The organism is Peribacillus sp. NPDC097675, from assembly GCF_050277655.1.
Taxonomy (GTDB): Bacteria; Bacillota; Bacilli; order Bacillales; family DSM-1321; genus Peribacillus.
Window position 1 is genome coordinate 202,412 of the sequence record NZ_JBNNSK010000007.1, and the last position, 17,570, is coordinate 219,981.

Sequence of the window (17,570 nt, forward strand, 5' to 3'; positions counted from 1 at the left end):
GTGAAGATCATGGCAGCTCCTATAACGGAAATCCATAATCCTATAACAGAGGAAGATTTAAAGATACAAAAAATCGAAGAACTGAAAATGCTAGTCGCCGATAATGAAGAGGTGTTAAACAGTTTGTTTGACATCCTCGGTGATCTTAACGATTCTGGCGTGCTTGATGCCGCTACTTCGATGCTTAGAGGAAAAGAACAAATCACAAAAGTCGCTCTTGGACAAGTAACCAGAGAACCCGTAACCAGATTAATCAACACGCTTATGGGTGCAACTGGAGCCTTGATGAAGGCTGATGCCGACCAAGTGACAAAGCTCCTTACCTCTGCCCTTGCCGGCATGGATGAAGGCAGCAAATTCATTGAGACCGATAAAAAAATCGGTGTCATGAGCTTAGTAAAAGTATTGAACGACCCCGACATTAATCGTGCAATTGGTTTTGGCGTCCATTTCCTAAAAGGAATGGGTAAAGAACTAAAATAATAATAATAATTTAAACAGACTATCCCCAAGTCGAATGTAAACAATAAAAAGACTGAAGGCTTAAAAGAGGTACCTGCCTCTTTTGAGTCTTTTTTAAATCATAACTATAAAGGACGGATGAAATGCTAACACAAGAAAACGTCATAGATGCCTTAAAACACGTTGAAGACCCTGAGCTGCATAGAAGTATCGTTGAACTGAATATGGTTCGGGACCTTAAAATCATGGATGGCCATGTTTCACTGGAAGTAGTCCTAACCATTCAAGGGTGTCCATTGAAAGCCAAGATCCAAGATGATATCGAAAGCTCTCTAAGAAAAATTGGTGCTTTAAGTGTGTCCTTGAAATTTGGTTCAATGACAAAAGAAGAACGGGAAGAATTGACAAAAGTATTAAAAGGAAATGCCACGACGGAAACAGGAATGCCCAAAATGCTCGCTCCCGATTCAGGAGTGAAATTCATTGCCATAACAAGTGGTAAAGGCGGCGTTGGTAAATCCACCGTTACCATCAACCTTGCAGTCGCTTTAGCGCGCATGGGCAAACGAGTAGGAATTCTGGATGCAGACATTTATGGTTTCAGCGTACCGGCAATGATGGGTATCACCCAAAAGCCAACGATGATTGACCAAACTGTCATCCCAGTTGCTAGCCATGGTGTGAAAGTCATGTCTATGGGCTTTTTCGCGGCAGATGATAATCCTGTTATGTGGCGCGGACCGATGTTGAATAAATGGATCAAAAACTTCCTAGTGAACACGCATTGGGGAGAGCTGGATTACATGTTGCTTGATTTACCACCTGGTACGGGTGATGTAGCGATTGATGTGGCAGCCATGATCCCACAAGGCAAGGAAATTATCGTAACGACACCTCATAATGTGGCTTCATTCGTTGCTTCAAGAGCAGGTGCCATGGCTAAACATACTAAACATGAAATCATGGGCGTTATCGAAAATATGGCTTATTTCGAAGAACAAGATGGATCGAAGAACTTCCTGTTTGGAAAAGGCGGCGGAGAAATACTTGCGAAACGTCTTGAAACAGAAGTAATTGCGACCATCCCATTCTCTAATCGTAAAGAAAATAACGATGCTAGCGTATTTGATGAAGAATCGTATATCGGCGAAGTATTCTCTTCAATAGCGGAAGACATCATCAATCAATCATAATTGGAGTAAGGTTGACTCATTTTGAGTCAACCTTTTTCATTTTCAAAAGGTAAATGATACACTTTCCCTTTATTCATCCCTTCACTCGGAAGATTCATGGACCGTAAAATCCTCGTCGCACTAGCAGAAGATGAAATACTCAAGAACTCCCTTAATTGGCGATTTGTTATCGTGGGACCGAGAAGGAGATAATAATCTCTTAATGCTCGGATATGTGCATCTTTACTCTCCGTTTCACACCTAGAGCATATCCATACCCTACTCCGTCTTAATAAAGGGGACATCGAACACTTCTCACAAAGGACCCCTTTGATCATGTCTTTCTTTGTTAGATCAAACCTTTGCAGGATTGGAAAATCCGCTTCACTATGATGCTTACTAATATTTTTGATCATTTTTTTCAATTCTTTATCACTTAAATTCGATTGTTTGATGGAGTTTTCGATTTGTTGGATTTTAGTAGGTAAGGTATCACGATGGATGACTTTATATTGAAGATTACGGTTTTCAGGATTCGTGCGGATGATTGTTTGAGGATTACTAATTACGACAAGAGAATAAATAGGAGGTTCTACCATACCATATTTGATGCACCATTTCTTCAGCTGTGATTCTTGGCGCTCGATTTGAAGAAGCGGATCAGCAAATGCTGACTCTATCCCATCTTTCGTTCGTATGAGCTGATTAAAAGTAGAATCGAAATAAAGGGAACCTGCTATATTCTTCACTTCGATGATGAGGATGAATTTTTGGGATAGCATTAACGTATCGATTTGAAAAAAACGAGTTTGATCCTGTAACCTGATATCATGGAAGATGAAATAATCCTTCGGTTCAAGAAAACTTAAGGGAAAATCGATAGCGCACTCCCCCCTATAGCCAGCCTCTCTTTTATGGAGTTCACTAAGAATGATGGGGATTTTCGGATGAGTTGGTGGAAGCCTACGCAACAATGCCTGTAATTTCAGGATGGAAAGCGGTATTTTACGTTCCTTTATTATCATTTTATCACTCCAATCGTTTTTCTCTCCATAGATTCTATGACAGATAGTGATATTCCTTTAAAATCCTGAATTTTATCCCCCGACTGAGTTTTTCTTCTTATTCTGGATATTTATCTTCTCTAACTGGATTTAATCTTCGGAAATTACTCTTTTATCTTCGCATTTCGGTAATATATCGATTTTTCGACAAAAAAAGACCTGCTTTTCGGCAAGTCCGTCATTCTATATGCTTTGCGATTGCGCGCCCGGCCTGTCTCCCCGAGAATAAGCATCCGCCCAGAAATGTCCCCTCCATGGAGCGATAGCCATGGACACCTCCACCCCCGAAGCCAGATACTTCCCCTGCGGCATAAAGCCCTGGAACAGGCTTGCCTGTTGCGTTAAGCACTCGACCAGATAAGTCCGTCTGCAACCCACCAAGCGTCTTTCTACTGACTATATGTAGCCGTACGGCGATTAATGGCCCCTTCTTTGGATCGAGAAGTTTATGAGGGGAAGCCACCCTCACAAATCGGTCACCGATATAACTTCGTGCACCGCGCATGGCTGTGATCTGCAAGTCTTTCGTGAATTTATTGTCCATTTCCCGGTCCCTCGCTAAAATTTGCTTCTCGATCTCTTCAGCACACAATAAATCCTCCCCGGTAATCTTGTTCATCCCTTCAACCAACTCCGATACTGTGCGCGCTATAACAAAGTCCTCTCCTTTATCCATAAAAGCTTGTACGGGCGCTGGGGCACCCGGCAGCACACGGGATAAGACCTTTCGAATGCTCTTCCCTGTCAAATCGGGATTTTGCTCGGAACCTGACAATGCAAATTCTTTTTCAATGATTTTTTGCGTCAAGATGAACCAGGAATAATCATATCCAGTCTTCTGGATTGCTTCCAGAGTCCCCAACGTATCGAACCCCGGAAAATTCGGTGCTGGAAACCGATGTCCCTTTGCGTCCAGCCAAAGTGACGATGGGCCAGGGAGGATACGAATCCCATGCTTGTCCCAAATGGGATCCCAGTTTTTGATTCCTTCCGTATAGTGCCACATCCGGTCACGATTGACGATCCTACCACCCGCTTTTTCCGTGATGGCAAGCATCCTTCCGTCCACATGCTCCGGTACACCGGAAATCATCGTCTTGGGTGCCTTACCGAGTCTAGCAGGCCAGTTTGTCCTAATTAAATCGTGATTGGCACCTATTCCTCCACTTGTGACAAGGACAGCCTTAGATTGGAAGGTGAACTCCCCGGCCACTTCACGGGAACTCGCTTCCCCTCGGCCCACAGAGCTTGGGACGAGTATGGACCCTTCCACCCCGATTACAGCGCCACTCTCCGTAATCAATTCATTCACGCGATGGCGGGGACGATACTCGACAAGTCCCTTTTCCATTGCCTTGCGAACTCGCTCTTCAAATGGTTTGACAATGCCAGGACCCGTCCCCCAAACGATATGAAATCGCGGGACCGAATTGCCATGACCTTCAGCAAGATAGCCACCGCGCTCCGCCCAGCCCACTACCGGAAAGAAACCTACCCCTTGAGAGGATAACCATTCCCTTTTTTCCCCGGCAGCGAACTCGACATATGCCTCTGCCCATTTCTTGCCCCAATAATCTTCATCCTCTTCCCTATCAAAACCAGCCGTACCCAACCAATCTTGCCAAGCAAGTTCCTTAGAATCCTTGATTCCCATCCTTCGTTGTTCAGGTGAATCCACAAGAAATAAACCGCCAAAGGACCACCACGCCTGCCCTCCCATAGAAGCCTCTGGCTCTTGATCCAAGAGCAGAACCCTTTTCCCCGCATCAGCTAGCTCTGCCGTCGCCACTAACCCTGCAAGGCCGGCACCCACTACGATTACATCTATATCCATGTCCATTCCTCCGATTTGGTTTCAAAAATTCTATATCCGCTTACAATATAAGAATATAGTCCTTACATTCCCTGGAAAAGCTCAATTTCCTTCTTAAATAAAAAAAAGCCTAAATTGTCAGTGACAATTTAGGCGCTGTTTCCTAATCTCTTGATACAGTAAGAAGGATATATGACTTCTTCACAATGCTTTTATTCAGTTCATCTGCTGATATTTGGATAGCTCAGATTTCTTCATGCGTACATTCACATATTCTTCGACCGGGCTACTCCCACCCGCATCTGGATAGGCAAATGCATTACTATACTCACTACCCATATTAGACGAATTTAATTTCTTATTTTTAGGTTTGAATAGTAGATTGGCAATCACAAGGAGAAGTGTTATCGCAAAGAAAAATGCCGTTAGGTACAACCAATACTTCACATAAAGATTACTCGAGAGAGCATCAGATATACTAGCCTTCCCCATTGCATAATCTATTAGATAATTTATAACACTCACTATGAGTGATATGACCGTCGTAATACTCGTTGTTTGAATACTAAATTTAAACATGATGTTCTCCTTCTAAAGCACTTCGAAACTATAGGATTTATATGTGTAATCATTCTTTATATATATCGGCACATTTTTAAAAAAGATTATTGATGCAAAATAAAAATAAATTAAAACACAAAAAAACCACCAACATATGTATTGGTGGAGACGGTGGGAGTCGAACCCACGTCCAGACATAACGGCACTTAAGCTTCTACGAGTGTAGTCGATATATTCGCGTTTCGCGAACTCATTAGCCTATCGACAGGCGGCAGAGCAGCTAGTCTGATTGGTCTCTTCCTTCATCCTCAGACGGTGGATTCCGGCGTATCCCACTTAGAGTGAGTCCCTTACCCTACCACGTGGGCCATGGAGGGAGGAACAGCTTAACGTCTGTTGTTACGCAGCGAAAGCTAGGTTGTTGTTTTGTTTGCCAGTTATAGGCGTTGACGTTTTAACGAGGCCGATCCCCTCGACTCGCAACTTAAGCTCGAACTATCCCTGTCGAATCCGTAACGTCCCCATGATTAGAATGGAGCGTACGAGAAAAGAATAGTCAGCAAGTTGGCTGATATTCAGTTGTCATCGGTACAGGATTAATTATAACAGATTGAATCAAAAAATCAATTGTAAGGTCTTGGCAACCCTACATCTTCTGACGATCACGGAAAGCACGCTCGATATCCCGTTTTGCTTCTTTCTTCTTCAGGTCATCACGCTTGTCATATTGTTTCTTCCCTTTACCCAACCCGATTAAAACCTTGGCAAAGCCATTTTTTAAATACATTTTCAATGGAACGATGGTGTAACCCGTTTCCTTCGTTTCACCGATTAGTTTACTAATTTCTTTCTTGTGCAAAAGAAGCTTTCTTGTCCGCAATGGGTCATGGTTGAACTGGTTCCCCTGCTCATACGGACTGATATGCATATTATAAAGATAAATTTCTCCGTTCTCGATTTTGGCAAAGGCATCCTTCAAATTCAGTCGGGCTGCACGAATGGCCTTGATTTCGGTCCCTTTCAATACGATACCTGCTTCAAATGTTTGTTCGATAAAGAAATCATGATACGCTTTTTTATTTTGCGCTAATTGCTTTCCTGAGCCTTTTGGCATCTAACTCTCCCCTTTTATCCAATCGGAGAGAGGATGACTCGCATCCTCTCTTCCGTTTTATCTCTTTTTAGGTTTTCTTTTACGCTTCGCTGCCGGAGCGTTTTCAAAGAACTTTTTCTTCTTTTTCGGCTTTCTGTCAGAAGAAGCGCCACCGTTTCGGTTGTCACCACCACGGCCACCTTTACTTTCAGATCCTCTTGAGTCTCCGCCTCGACGCTTCCGTCCACCTGCACCTGAATTGGCTTTGAAAATTTTCTTCTCGCCGGAAGGACGTGGGCGGCTTACTTTCATGCCGATGATTTCAAAATCAATAGCCCGTTCTTCTTTATTCACATTAGCAACCCGAATATCGATTTCATCGCCAATCCGGAACACTTTTCCTGTCCGTTCCCCGATCATCGCTAGCTGACGTTCATCAAAGCGATAATAATCGTCGGTCATGAAACTAACATGGACAAGACCTTCGATGGTATTTGGCAACTCGACAAACATACCGAAATTCGTAACGGAGCCGATGATTCCTGTATATTCTTCACCGATTTTATCCAGCATATATTCCGCTTTCTTTAAATCATCCGTCTCCCGTTCCGCGTCAACAGAGCGACGTTCACGTTTCGATGTATGGTCGGCGATATCCGGTAAAATGGCATTCCATTTCTCTTTAGTCGCATCATCAAGCTTCCCTTCGATTAAATACGTCCGAATTAAACGATGGACGATTAAATCTGGGTAACGGCGAATCGGTGATGTGAAATGAGTATAAAACTCGGCAGATAAACCAAAGTGACCCAAGCTTTCCGGATCATATTTAGCTTGTTGCATCGAACGAAGCATGACGGTCGAAATGACGGTCTCTTCCGGTTTTCCAGCAATGGCTTGAATGATTTCCTGTAGAGCCTTTGGATGGACATCATTGGCAGATCCACGGACGATATAGCCGAAGTTCGTGATGAATTCAAAGAAACGTTGTAACTTTTCTGGTTTCGGATCTTCATGTATACGGTAAATGAAAGGCACATCAAGACGGTTGAAATGCTCGGCAACGGTTTCGTTAGCAGCTAGCATGAATTCTTCAATCAATTTTTCTGCGACCGATCTTTCACGTAAAACAACATCCGTTGGGTGACCTTCTTCATCAACGACCACTCTTGCTTCATTGAAATCAAAGTCAATTGCCCCTCGATTCATCCGTTTCTTACGAAGGATTGCCGCCAATTGTTCCATATCCTGAAACATTGGAACAAGGGATTCATAGCGTTCCAACTGCTCCTCGTCTTTATCGACAAGAATCTTATTCACATTGCCATATGTCATCCGTTCCGTCGTTTTTATGACACTTTCAAAAATATCATGAGAAACGACTTCCCCTTCCGGTGTGATTTCCATTTCACATGATAACGTGAAGCGATCGACTTGTGGATTCAAAGAACAAATCCCATTTGATAGACGATGTGGAATCATCGGTATAACCCGGTCAACCAAATAAACACTCGTCCCTCTTTCAAGAGCTTCCTTATCAATTGGTGAACCTTCTGTCACATAATGGCTGACGTCAGCGATATGTACACCAAGCTTATAGTTGCCGTTTTCAAGTCTAGTAACTCCAACGGCATCATCCAAGTCCTTCGCGTCCGCTCCATCAATCGTAACCAATACTTCATTGCGCAAGTCCCGGCGGTTTCCTATCTCGGAGTCTTTGATGGTATCTGAAACGGCATTCGCCTGCTCCATCACATCTTCAGGGAATTCCATTGGAAGGCCATATTTATGGATGACGGACAGAATGTCTACGCCAGGGTCATTCTTATGACCGAGGATTTCAATGACTTCCCCTTCCGCACTTACGCGTCCTTCCGGATAAGAGGTTAGCTTGACGACAACCTTATGCCCTTCCACCGCTCCATGGGAAGCATGCTGGGGGATGAAGATATCATTGGCAATCTTTTTATCATCCGGAATGACAAATCCGAAATTTTTGCTTTCAGAGTATGTACCAACCACTTGTTTGATTCCACGTTCAAGTATTCTGATGACAGTACCTTCTTGTCTGGATCCAGACGTTTCCGATGAAACCCTGACCATGACGATATCTCCGTGCATTGCTGTCCCTGTTTCATTTGGCGGAATGAAGATATCATCCATTCCAGGGTTATCTTCCGGAGTCACGAAGGCAAATCCCTTTGCATGTCCGGTTAACTTACCCCGGAACAGATTCATCTTTTGCGGCAGGCCATAACGATTGCTTCTGGTCCTAACCACCAACCCCTTTTCTTCCATCTTAACTAGCGCCTTCACGAAGTTCTTGAATTCTGCGGAGTCTTCGATTTTAAGAGCCTCTTCCAATTCTTGTACCGTAAGTGGCTTATATGCTTCATCTTTCATGTATGTCAGAAGCTTATTGATATGTTCTTGAATGTTATCTTCCATAAAAACCCTCCTATTCAGGGTATGATTAATTTATTATTCGGACCAATCCAGGCTTTCTAAAAATCCTAATACATCTTCATGCAGCTGTTCACGCTCTTTATCAAGGGTAATGACATGGCCGGACTCTTCATACCACTTGATTTGCTTAACGGGCGACTCCACAGCTTCATAAATAATATCGGCACTTTTTGAATTGATAACATCATCATGTCGACCCTGCACGACAAAAGTCGGTGCGTAGATATGATCTACGTGCTCACGTACATCCGTTATCAATTCTTGAAGAGCTTTTAATGTACCCATAGGTTTATCAGCAAAACGGTCCATTTCTTCTTCAATTTGTTCTTGTGTTTTTCCTTCGTACTTTTTAAATTCTCTAGCGTAGTCCAATACTCCTTTAAACATCGCTTCTTCACTTTTGATATACATAGGCGCACACATTGATACGATACCCTTTATAGGTACAGTGTAACCTAATTTGAGAGAAAATACGCCTCCTAAAGACAGTCCGGCAACAGCAATTTCCGTATGGCCTTTTTCTTTCAAAAAATCATAGGCCATCATCACATCTTTCCACCAGTCAGAAGGACCTGTTTTCACCAATTCTTCAGGCGGGACGCCATGTCCTTTATAGTGTGGCGCATGGCAAGTGTATCCTCTCTTTTCAAGATAACGTCCAAGCATTCTTACATCGGCGGAATTACCCGTGAAACCATGTAAGAGTAAGACCGCTCTTTTTCCACCTTCAAATGTAAAGGGCTCTTGCAGCTTTAATTTCATGTGTCTTGGCTCCTTTAATCGTAACTGTCATCGTCATGTTTTTATACTTTCTAAATTAACTATAGCTATTCCTGCAACTATTGTGCAAAGAAAAAAGCCTAGCTATTTAGCTAGACTCATTTTTTGATCCATTACACATCAAAGTACGCAACAAGTAAAGTTAAAGCAAAGAATAAAACAGCCAATACAATCGTTGCCCGATGTAGAACCAGGTCTAAGCCACGTGCTTTTTGCTTTCCGAATAACTGCTCAGCACCGCCAGCAATCGCACCTGATAAACCTGCACTTTTTCCTGATTGAAGTAATACCGTCACGATAAGCGCGATACTAACAATCACTAAAAGCGTTATGAGTAATGCATGCATGCAATTACACCTCCTGAAGAACCAATAAACAATTACTTTAACTTTACCACACCGATAAGGTATCTACAATCTTTGTTATAACATATTGGAAAGAATTCCTAGACTTTTTAGTCATTGTTTTCTTTTTGAATCGAAATTTGAGATAATTTACATAAAGTGTAGAAAGAGGTGTATTTATGTTTAAGCCCATACTTCGAATTCTTGATATACTGACCATACTATTCTCGGTGGTGGCCGGTTATTCCCTTTGGACAAACGGCAGCAATCTGATAAGTGTACTGTTAATCATTCTCTCTCCGCTTCTACTGCTGTTAGCCAAATATCATGGGAACCGATATTTATTATTTTCTGCATATATCACGACAACCATTTATTTTACTGCTATTATTTATAATGGACTTTCCGATAGCAGCATTGACTTCTTCCAATCAGGCTTCAGTGTCTTATTGCTTGGAGTAGCCGCCGTCTTATTTAGTATCATAGCCGCAGTCATCGGTTTTGGTACGAATACACTTACCATTCTCTGGCTAGCCTTGCATGCGCTTGTCACCTTCGAAACCATTAGGATGAACAGTGCTTCCGGATTCCTTTCACACTTTTGGTCAAATCCTGTTGTGGAAACAGCCATCCGTAATGATTTTCCTTTTTTATTGATGATCATCTGGATTGGCTTATTTCTAGATAAGTATCAACGGGAATTAACAAGGGACTATTTATCCCGATAATACCTAAAGAACCAAATCTTTTGGAAATCTTATTTAAAGCAAGGAGCTTTCATATGTTAAAACCTTTATTTACTGCAACCGCTCTTTCCTCTTTCATTTTGCTAGCTGGATGTTCGTTTGATTTTTCATCGGACGAAAAGAAAGAACAAAAAGAAGAGCACCAACACTCCCAGAATGCTTCAGATGAACCTAAGAAGGAAGATTCTATGGGACAAGTCAAACATGAGGTTGCAGTTGATACAACCGCTAAACCTGCCCAGGAAGGCCTTCAGACATTGGCTGAGCCGGAAAGTATACCTGTCTTGGTCAACAAACAATACAGCCTTCCTGAAAATTACAAACCGACTGACCTTATCTATCCTAAAGTCGATTTCATCTTCCAAGATAAAATCGAGAAAAGAATGATGAGAGAAGAAGCAGCAAAAGCGCTGGAGAAAATGTTCCAAGCGGCTGAAAAGGAGAATATGCATCTAGCCGGTGTATCCGCCTACCGCTCTCATCAAACACAAATCTCCATCTTTAGTAACTATGTCGCTAAAGATGGTGAAGAAAAAGCCAAAACCTACAGTGCCCTTCCCGGAACGAGCGAGCATGAAACAGGCCTATCAATTGACGTTACGACACACGACGGAGCCTGTGCGGCCCAAGACTGCTTCGGTGATTCAAATGAATCTGCATGGCTAGCAAAGAACGCCCACGATTATGGTTTCATCATCCGTTATCCTGAAGGCAAAGACGACATCACTGGCTACAAATATGAACCATGGCATATCCGTTATGTAGGAGTGGATATCGCTACGGAAATATACGATTCGAACATTACCTTGGAAGAATACTATAATGCTGTACCGGTAGACGCCAGTACAGATAAATAACAAACAGGGTGTCCGGTTACGGACACCCTGTTTTCAATTAATCAAACGTTTGATTAATTGTGGAATCTAGCTATATCCCTTAGTTGGCTTATTTATGTACACGAATCAATTTGATTAATTCTATAATTTTTTCATCATCGCCAGGTTTAACGGACACTAGTTTTATATCCTTAATAATCCCTCTGTAGAATTTCTTACCAGCAGGATTAATGCCATCCCAACGTAAAGGAACATTATATACATTAATGGAACCATTTCGATTACTGCTATACGTTACAGATCCATCTACTAAACGGGAACCCGCTAATTGGATAACGTCTTCTGGATAATCCTCACTGGTTTCATCATTTTCATTGAGGGGTGTGCCGGCTGATATATGCCTCACATTTAATTCTTCTAACTCTTGATTTACACCAAGTTGCAACCAGATCCTTGCGTATTCAATTTCTTCGTTTGAATAATCGGCAAGTGTCTCTAGGTCTTGCTTATCGTCTACATTCAAGTCATTACTTCCAGCTGAATTATTATCAGGTTCATCTGAATCGGTGTCATCTGCATTATCCGTTTTTGTTTCCCCTAATTCACCTGTTGATGAAACTTCCTCTTTTGATTCTAAAGTCAAATTGTTTTCTGTAGATTTAGCTGTAGAATCTTCGTTTTTATCACCGGCACATCCTACCAGTATGCACAACAGCAAACACAGAGTACCATTTAAATATAGAATCTTCATTAGCTCTTTCCACCTGATCATCAGAGTACCTCCAACCCTACCATGCATAAGAATAAGGCAACGTTTACTATCGACTCATTTATAATACTATAAAAATGAAAAAATGGTAATTTATGATAAAATGTTATAAAAAGCATGAGGAGTTGGGATTATGATGATTTTTGGTCCTATGCTGGTAGCTCTTATACCAGGAATAATTATATGGACTCTTACTTGGTGGCTTAGTAAAAAAGGATTTTCTCGTTTAATAAAGGTGTTACCTGGAACCATAGCCGTAATTTCGGCCCTTATTCTATTTTATATTAGCATTGTCTACATAAGAGGATTTGAAGGGGCAGCTTACGGAATCTTATCATTTTTTCTAATCCTAGTTGCCGCTATCTCTTTCATGATTAGTAAAGTGAGTAGGGTCAGCGATGAAAGTATATAAAAACACTCCGCTTCTCGTCCGAAGCGGAGTGTTTTTTCATTATTATTTCTTCAAGTTATAGAAAGATTTCAAGCCGCCATATACAGCCAAGTCACCAAGCTGATCTTCGATGCGAAGAAGTTGGTTATATTTAGCGATACGGTCTGTACGAGACATGGAATTCTATTAAAAACATGATTAAATCAACGTTTATTATATATTTATTTCCTATTTATATATGACGGTATTGCATTATTCTTGATTAGCTTTTTAATACTCTAAACTATGTACAAATTTTCCATTAGTATTAATATGCTATTTGCTATTCTTTTTAAGCACCCAATCTTTGATATTCTTTGTCATGTTTTCTAGCAAAGTTGTTATCATTTGAGACAAGATATACAATACCTTCTATTAAACCAATAATTGATGGTATATATGTCCAGCAAAACAATAAATAAACTATTCCCCACCCCCATCTACCTAAATAAAACTTATGTGCTCCTAAACCACCTAAAAGAATCCCTAGTATACCAGCAGTTACTTTACTCTTCGTATGTCTCCCTACTAGCGTTCTACCACTATTTGAAGAAGATGAAGAAGACGATGAAGAAGAGCTTGATGCTCCCCCTCCTCCTCCAGCATTCATAAATACCATAGGCTGATTTGTTTTTGAATTATCTTCTAGCTTTTCAATTTTCTTTTTATTTTCTTCGAACAATTCATCTACACAACTCTTACAATAATTTTTACCTTTAATCTCAGTATTACAGTTTTCACAAATAAATTTACCACAACCCACACACGTTCCTACAGCTGGTACTTCATTATGAACATAACACATAGACATATAGAGCCCTCCTTAATAATACATATATTTTCACACTATTTTTTATTCCATTAAATACCTTTATATAGTAATTATAACCTATAAGTATATAAATTCCATTGGTAATTATAGAAATAATTAAGTCAATATCGTACACCTTCTGTAAGAATAGTACCTATTGCACATTACAAATTAACTATTCATTATAAATGGCGATATCACGTCCCATTAGCACAAAAAGACACTCTTTTGAGTGTCTCCCTTTCTTACTTAATTCCTTCACGCTCTTACAATCTGTAAATAGTGCCTGTACCTATTTTATAGGTTGTACGAATATCATTTATTGTCCTACATTGTAATTGTACGTTTCAATCGTCCTCTTAGAGTAGTTCTTAATCTGCAAGTCAAATGTAAACTCCTTCAGCAAATCCTTAATAAACATAAAAAAACCTCCTATTTAATGCGGATATCCACATATAAATAGGAGGTTAAAAGCAATATACTGTACGACACAGTTCTTGTTTTTGTTTGACTTAATTCAAGCCCATTGAATTTTCCTTGTACGACTAAATTCTTCCGCTTATAACAAGAATTAAATTATTTCTTCAAGTTATAGAAAGATTTCAAGCCGCCATATACAGCCAAGTCACCAAGCTGATCTTCGATGCGAAGAAGTTGGTTATATTTAGCGATACGGTCTGTACGGGACATGGAGCCTGTTTTAATTTGTCCTGCATTTGTAGCCACAGCGATGTCAGCAATTGTAGCATCCTCTGTTTCACCAGAACGGTGAGAAACAACAGCTGTATAGCCAGCGCGTTTAGCCATTTCGATTGCATCAAACGTTTCAGTCAATGTACCGATTTGGTTTACTTTGATTAGAATTGAGTTGCCGATACCTTTTTCGATACCTTCAGCCAATTTTTTCGTGTTCGTAACGAATAAATCATCACCAACCAATTGAACTTTTGTTCCAAGGCGTTCTGTTAGAAGCTTATGACCATCCCAGTCATTTTCATCCAAGCCATCTTCAATAGAAAGGATTGGGAATTCATTCACTAGCTCTTCATAGAAAGCGACCATTTCTTCAGAAGTCACGCCATTGCGGCCTTCTCCAGCAAGATCGTATTTACCTGTTTCTTTGTTATAGAATTCAGAAGAAGCAACGTCCATACCAAGATAGATATCTTCGCCAGCTTTGTAACCTGCTTTGTCGATAGCTTCGATGATGACTTGAAGTGCCTCACGGTTTGATCCAAGGTTTGGTGCAAATCCACCTTCGTCACCAACAGCTGTATTTAAGCCTTTAGAAGCAAGAACTGACTTCAATGCATGGAATACTTCCGCACCCATACGTACGGCTTCTTTAAAGCTAGGAGCACCTACAGGAAGAATCATGAACTCTTGGAAGTCCACATTGTTATCCGCATGTGATCCACCGTTAATGATGTTCATCATTGGAGTTGGAAGTTGTTTGGCATTGAATCCTCCAAGGTAACGATACAATGGCAGTCCTGAAAATTCTGCAGCAGCATGAGCAGCAGCCATAGAAACACCAAGAATTGCATTAGCTCCTAGGTTTCCTTTATTTTCTGTACCATCTAATTCAATCATTGTAAGATCAAGTCCAGCTTGATTAGTTACATCCAAGCCAATGACCGCTTCAGCAATGATATTATTTACGTTATCTACTGCAGTTTGTACACCTTTACCAAGGTAACGAGATTTATCCCCGTCACGAAGCTCAACCGCTTCATGTTCTCCTGTTGATGCGCCAGATGGCACAATTGCACGGCCAAAGTATCCTGACTCTGTTTGAATTTCTACTTCTATTGTTGGGTTACCACGAGAATCTAGTACTTCGCGTGCATATACGTGTTCGATATACGGCATTATAAATCTCTCCTTTTTATTGCTGTTTAATTTTATTTAGATAATAGGGATTTACCTGTCATTTCAACAGGTTTTTCGACTCCAAGCAAATCAAGGATCGTTGGAGCTAAATCACCTAGAATTCCATCTGTTCTTAATGTTACCTGATTTTTTGTGACAATGACAGGTACAGGATTGGTTGTATGTGCTGTCATCGGATTACCTTCAAGCGTTACGACTTCATCGGCATTTCCGTGGTCAGCCGTAATGATGGCTGTTCCACCTTTTGAAACGATTAGGTCAACAATCTTACCAAGGCATTCATCCACCGTCTCTATCGCTTTAACGGTAGGCTCTAGCATTCCTGAATGGCCAACCATATCAGGATTGGCAAAATTCAAGAGAATCGCATCAAAGCGGTCCGCCTCAATTTGCTCCAGCAAAGCATCCGTCACTTCATAGGCACTCATTTCAGGTTGTAAATCGTATGTAGCAACCTTTGGAGAATTAATTAGGATTCTCTCTTCTCCAGGAAACTTCTCTTCACGGCCACCGCTCATGAAAAATGTCACATGTGGATATTTTTCCGTTTCAGCGATACGAAGCTGCGTAAGATTGTTCTGAGAAAGTACTTCTCCTAATGTATTATCAAGATTTGTCGGCTTAAAAGCAACATATCCGTCAACAGTTTCTGAGAAATGTGTCAAACAGACAAAATGAAGCCGCTCTGGATGGCCCGGACCACGATCAAATGAACGGAAGTCCTTGTTCGTGAACGTGTTGGAAATCTGAATGGCACGGTCTGGACGGAAGTTATAGAAAATAACAGCGTCTTCGTCCTGTATTGTCGCTACAGGCTTTCCATCTTCCGAAGTAATGACAGAAGGAATCACGAACTCATCGAAAATACCATGTTCATATGAATCCTCTACACACTCCATGGCTGAACCGTAGGCTGGTCCATCTCCGTATACCATGGAACGGTATGATTTCTCCACGCGTTCCCATCGTTTATCTCGGTCCATCGAATAATAACGTCCGGAAATGGTCGCAAATTTACCGACGCCGATTTCCTTCATTTTTGCCTCTGCTTCTTTGATATAGCCTTTTGCCGTTTTCGGTCCGACATCTCGGCCGTCAAGAAATGCATGAACAAATACATCTTTGACACCTTCTTTTGCAGCCAGTTTCAAAAGGGCATATAAATGCTCAATATGACTGTGGACGCCACCATCAGAAAGTAAACCGAACAAGTGAAGGGCCGTACCCTTTTCCTTGGCGTGGGTCATGGCATCAAGTAATGTTGGGTTTTCCGCAAATTCCCCTTCACGAATGGCGAGGTTAACACGGGTCAGGCTTTGATAGACAATGCGGCCTGCCCCAATATTCAAGTGCCCTACTTCAGAGTTCCCCATTTGGCCCTCTGGTAGTCCAACAGCTTCTCCACTTGCAATTAAATGTGAGTGGGGATATTGGTCCCAATAACGGTCAAAATTAGGTTTTTTCGCATGATAAACAGCATTTCCCTCTTCTTCTTTCCGGCATCCAAATCCGTCTAAGATAATAAGAGCGACAGGCTTTTTACTCATATTGACCAGCCTCCAGCAATTGTAAAAATGAATCAGCCTTCAAGCTTGCGCCACCAACCAAAGCACCATCGATATCTGGTTGAGCCATATATTCTTTGATGTTTTCAGGTTTCACGCTACCACCGTATTGAATGCGGATCGCTTCTGCGGCTTCTTTAGAGAATTTGTCAGCCACAACTGAACGGATATGAGCACACACTTCATTTGCATCTTCAGCAGATGATGACTTGCCAGTTCCGATGGCCCAAATTGGTTCATAGGCAATGACCGTTTGTTTCAATTGATCTTCAGTCAGACCAGCAAGGCCTTTTTCAATCTGTCCTCCAACGAAATCATTCGTTTCGCCAGCTTCCCTTTGTTCAAGCGTTTCCCCACAGCAAACGATAGGAGTCAGCTTATTTTTGAAAGCTGCATGGGCTTTCTTATTAACGGCTTCATCTGTTTCATTAAACATTTCACGACGTTCAGAATGACCAAGGATTACATATGAAACTCCGATATCAGCTAGGGAAATCGGGCTGATTTCTCCAGTGAAGGCGCCATTTTCTTCATAATGCATGTTTTGTGCACCAATCTTCACATCTGTTCCTTTTGCTGATTGAACAAGTTGGTTCAGAAATAATGCTGGAGCACACACTACCGCGTCAATTTTATCTGACTTAGGGATTAACGTGCTCACTTCTTCTAAGAAGCTAGTTGCTTCTGATAAAGTTTTATTCATTTTCCAGTTTCCTGCAATAATCGGTTTTCTCATTTGTTCTCCATCCCTTCTAAAGTTGTTTA

Annotated in this window: 16 protein-coding genes, 1 other RNA gene and 2 pseudogenes; 5 read left to right on the top strand and 14 right to left on the bottom strand. The window is 41.3% G+C overall.

Annotation, left to right across the window (positions count from 1 at the left end):
• Positions 1-9 precede the first annotated feature (9 nt).
• On the top strand, positions 10-483 hold the full coding sequence (locus ACQKL5_RS12345) for a DUF1641 domain-containing protein (RefSeq protein WP_427609086.1): 474 nt from the start codon (positions 10-12) through the stop codon (positions 481-483).
• A 122-nt stretch (positions 484-605) separates the two neighbouring features.
• Entirely contained in the window at positions 606-1,655 is a 1,050-nt protein-coding gene (locus ACQKL5_RS12350) for an Mrp/NBP35 family ATP-binding protein (RefSeq protein ID WP_427609088.1), read from the top strand.
• Positions 1,656-1,681: 26 nt separating this feature from the next.
• Here ACQKL5_RS12350 and ACQKL5_RS12355 read toward each other — a convergent pair whose 3' ends face one another.
• The 8 genes from ACQKL5_RS12355 to secG all read right to left on the bottom strand — a co-directional run bounded on the left by ACQKL5_RS12355 (position 1,682) and on the right by secG (position 9,758).
• A complete protein-coding gene (locus tag ACQKL5_RS12355) occupies positions 1,682-2,659 on the bottom strand; it encodes a nuclease-related domain-containing protein (protein WP_427609089.1) in 978 nt (325 codons plus the stop codon).
• 217 nt (positions 2,660-2,876) lie between these two features.
• Positions 2,877-4,532, bottom strand: coding sequence for an FAD-binding dehydrogenase (locus ACQKL5_RS12360; protein WP_427609090.1), 1,656 nt, complete (start codon positions 4,530-4,532; stop codon positions 2,877-2,879).
• A 195-nt stretch (positions 4,533-4,727) separates the two neighbouring features.
• Positions 4,728-5,090, bottom strand: coding sequence for a hypothetical protein (locus ACQKL5_RS12365; protein WP_427609091.1), 363 nt, complete (start codon positions 5,088-5,090; stop codon positions 4,728-4,730).
• Between the two features lie 142 nt (positions 5,091-5,232).
• Positions 5,233-5,595: a transfer-messenger RNA gene (gene ssrA, locus ACQKL5_RS12370) on the bottom strand.
• Positions 5,596-5,718: 123 nt separating this feature from the next.
• Entirely contained in the window at positions 5,719-6,186 is a 468-nt protein-coding gene (gene smpB / locus ACQKL5_RS12375) for an SsrA-binding protein SmpB (protein ID WP_402962579.1), read from the bottom strand.
• Between the two features lie 57 nt (positions 6,187-6,243).
• Positions 6,244-8,613, bottom strand: coding sequence for a ribonuclease R (gene rnr / locus ACQKL5_RS12380; RefSeq protein ID WP_427609093.1), 2,370 nt, complete (start codon positions 8,611-8,613; stop codon positions 6,244-6,246).
• 33 nt (positions 8,614-8,646) lie between these two features.
• On the bottom strand, positions 8,647-9,393 hold the full coding sequence (locus tag ACQKL5_RS12385) for an alpha/beta hydrolase (protein WP_427609095.1): 747 nt from the start codon (positions 9,391-9,393) through the stop codon (positions 8,647-8,649).
• 131 nt (positions 9,394-9,524) lie between these two features.
• A complete protein-coding gene (secG, locus tag ACQKL5_RS12390) occupies positions 9,525-9,758 on the bottom strand; it encodes a preprotein translocase subunit SecG (protein ID WP_402870772.1) in 234 nt (77 codons plus the stop codon).
• Between the two features lie 176 nt (positions 9,759-9,934).
• Between secG and ACQKL5_RS12395 the strand changes: the two genes are divergently transcribed.
• Positions 9,935-10,483: a hypothetical protein gene (locus tag ACQKL5_RS12395; RefSeq protein WP_427609096.1), complete on the top strand. Its 549-nt coding sequence runs from the start codon at positions 9,935-9,937 to the stop codon at positions 10,481-10,483.
• Positions 10,484-10,536: 53 nt separating this feature from the next.
• On the top strand, positions 10,537-11,358 hold the full coding sequence (locus ACQKL5_RS12400; protein WP_427609098.1) for a M15 family metallopeptidase: 822 nt from the start codon (positions 10,537-10,539) through the stop codon (positions 11,356-11,358).
• An 88-nt stretch (positions 11,359-11,446) separates the two neighbouring features.
• Here the strand turns inward: ACQKL5_RS12400 and ACQKL5_RS12405 are convergent, their stop codons facing one another.
• Positions 11,447-12,109 (bottom strand): hypothetical protein, encoded by a 663-nt coding sequence (locus ACQKL5_RS12405; RefSeq protein WP_427609099.1) that lies wholly within the window; start codon positions 12,107-12,109, stop codon positions 11,447-11,449.
• 130 nt (positions 12,110-12,239) lie between these two features.
• On the opposite strand from ACQKL5_RS12405, the gene ACQKL5_RS12410 reads away from it, so the two are divergent.
• On the top strand, positions 12,240-12,518 hold the full coding sequence (locus ACQKL5_RS12410) for a YesK family protein (RefSeq protein WP_427609101.1): 279 nt from the start codon (positions 12,240-12,242) through the stop codon (positions 12,516-12,518).
• Positions 12,519-12,560: 42 nt separating this feature from the next.
• On the opposite strand, the pseudogene ACQKL5_RS12415 reads toward ACQKL5_RS12410, so the two are convergent.
• From ACQKL5_RS12415 to tpiA, 5 genes and pseudogenes are all read right to left on the bottom strand, one after another.
• A pseudogene (locus tag ACQKL5_RS12415) lies at positions 12,561-12,677 on the bottom strand (hypothetical protein); the annotation flags it as partial.
• A 151-nt stretch (positions 12,678-12,828) separates the two neighbouring features.
• A pseudogene (locus ACQKL5_RS12420) lies at positions 12,829-13,050 on the bottom strand (TM2 domain-containing protein); the annotation flags it as partial.
• Between the two features lie 873 nt (positions 13,051-13,923).
• Entirely contained in the window at positions 13,924-15,219 is a 1,296-nt protein-coding gene (eno, locus tag ACQKL5_RS12425; protein ID WP_427609103.1) for a phosphopyruvate hydratase, read from the bottom strand.
• A gap of 32 nt (positions 15,220-15,251) precedes the next feature.
• A complete protein-coding gene (gene gpmI, locus ACQKL5_RS12430; RefSeq protein WP_427609105.1) occupies positions 15,252-16,787 on the bottom strand; it encodes a 2,3-bisphosphoglycerate-independent phosphoglycerate mutase in 1,536 nt (511 codons plus the stop codon).
• Positions 16,780-17,541 carry a triose-phosphate isomerase gene (gene tpiA / locus ACQKL5_RS12435; RefSeq protein WP_427609107.1) on the bottom strand — a complete coding sequence of 254 codons (762 nt, stop codon included), beginning with the start codon at positions 17,539-17,541 and terminating at the stop codon, positions 16,780-16,782. Before tpiA ends, gpmI begins: the two co-directional genes overlap by 8 nt.
• Positions 17,542-17,570: the final 29 nt, after the last annotated feature.

Excerpts from the sequence above, each read along its gene's own strand:
- ACQKL5_RS12395 (WP_427609096.1), top strand. The coding sequence starts at position 9,935 with ATGTTTAAGCCCATACTTCGAATTCTTGATATACTGACCATACTATTC.
- tpiA (WP_427609107.1), bottom strand. The coding sequence starts at position 17,541 with ATGAGAAAACCGATTATTGCAGGAAACTGGAAAATGAATAAAACTTTA.
- gpmI (WP_427609105.1), bottom strand. The coding sequence starts at position 16,787 with ATGAGTAAAAAGCCTGTCGCTCTTATTATCTTAGACGGATTTGGATGC.
- ACQKL5_RS12365 (WP_427609091.1), bottom strand. The coding sequence starts at position 5,090 with ATGTTTAAATTTAGTATTCAAACAACGAGTATTACGACGGTCATATCA.
- ACQKL5_RS12345 (WP_427609086.1), top strand. The coding sequence starts at position 10 with ATGGCAGCTCCTATAACGGAAATCCATAATCCTATAACAGAGGAAGAT.
- ACQKL5_RS12360 (WP_427609090.1), bottom strand. The coding sequence starts at position 4,532 with ATGGATATAGATGTAATCGTAGTGGGTGCCGGCCTTGCAGGGTTAGTG.
- ACQKL5_RS12405 (WP_427609099.1), bottom strand. The coding sequence starts at position 12,109 with ATGATCAGGTGGAAAGAGCTAATGAAGATTCTATATTTAAATGGTACT.
- smpB (WP_402962579.1), bottom strand. The coding sequence starts at position 6,186 with ATGCCAAAAGGCTCAGGAAAGCAATTAGCGCAAAATAAAAAAGCGTAT.
- ACQKL5_RS12355 (WP_427609089.1), bottom strand. The coding sequence starts at position 2,659 with ATGATAATAAAGGAACGTAAAATACCGCTTTCCATCCTGAAATTACAG.
- eno (WP_427609103.1), bottom strand. The coding sequence starts at position 15,219 with ATGCCGTATATCGAACACGTATATGCACGCGAAGTACTAGATTCTCGT.
- secG (WP_402870772.1), bottom strand. The coding sequence starts at position 9,758 with ATGCATGCATTACTCATAACGCTTTTAGTGATTGTTAGTATCGCGCTT.
- ACQKL5_RS12410 (WP_427609101.1), top strand. The coding sequence starts at position 12,240 with ATGATGATTTTTGGTCCTATGCTGGTAGCTCTTATACCAGGAATAATT.
- ACQKL5_RS12385 (WP_427609095.1), bottom strand. The coding sequence starts at position 9,393 with ATGAAATTAAAGCTGCAAGAGCCCTTTACATTTGAAGGTGGAAAAAGA.
- ACQKL5_RS12350 (WP_427609088.1), top strand. The coding sequence starts at position 606 with ATGCTAACACAAGAAAACGTCATAGATGCCTTAAAACACGTTGAAGAC.
- ACQKL5_RS12400 (WP_427609098.1), top strand. The coding sequence starts at position 10,537 with ATGTTAAAACCTTTATTTACTGCAACCGCTCTTTCCTCTTTCATTTTG.
- rnr (WP_427609093.1), bottom strand. The coding sequence starts at position 8,613 with ATGGAAGATAACATTCAAGAACATATCAATAAGCTTCTGACATACATG.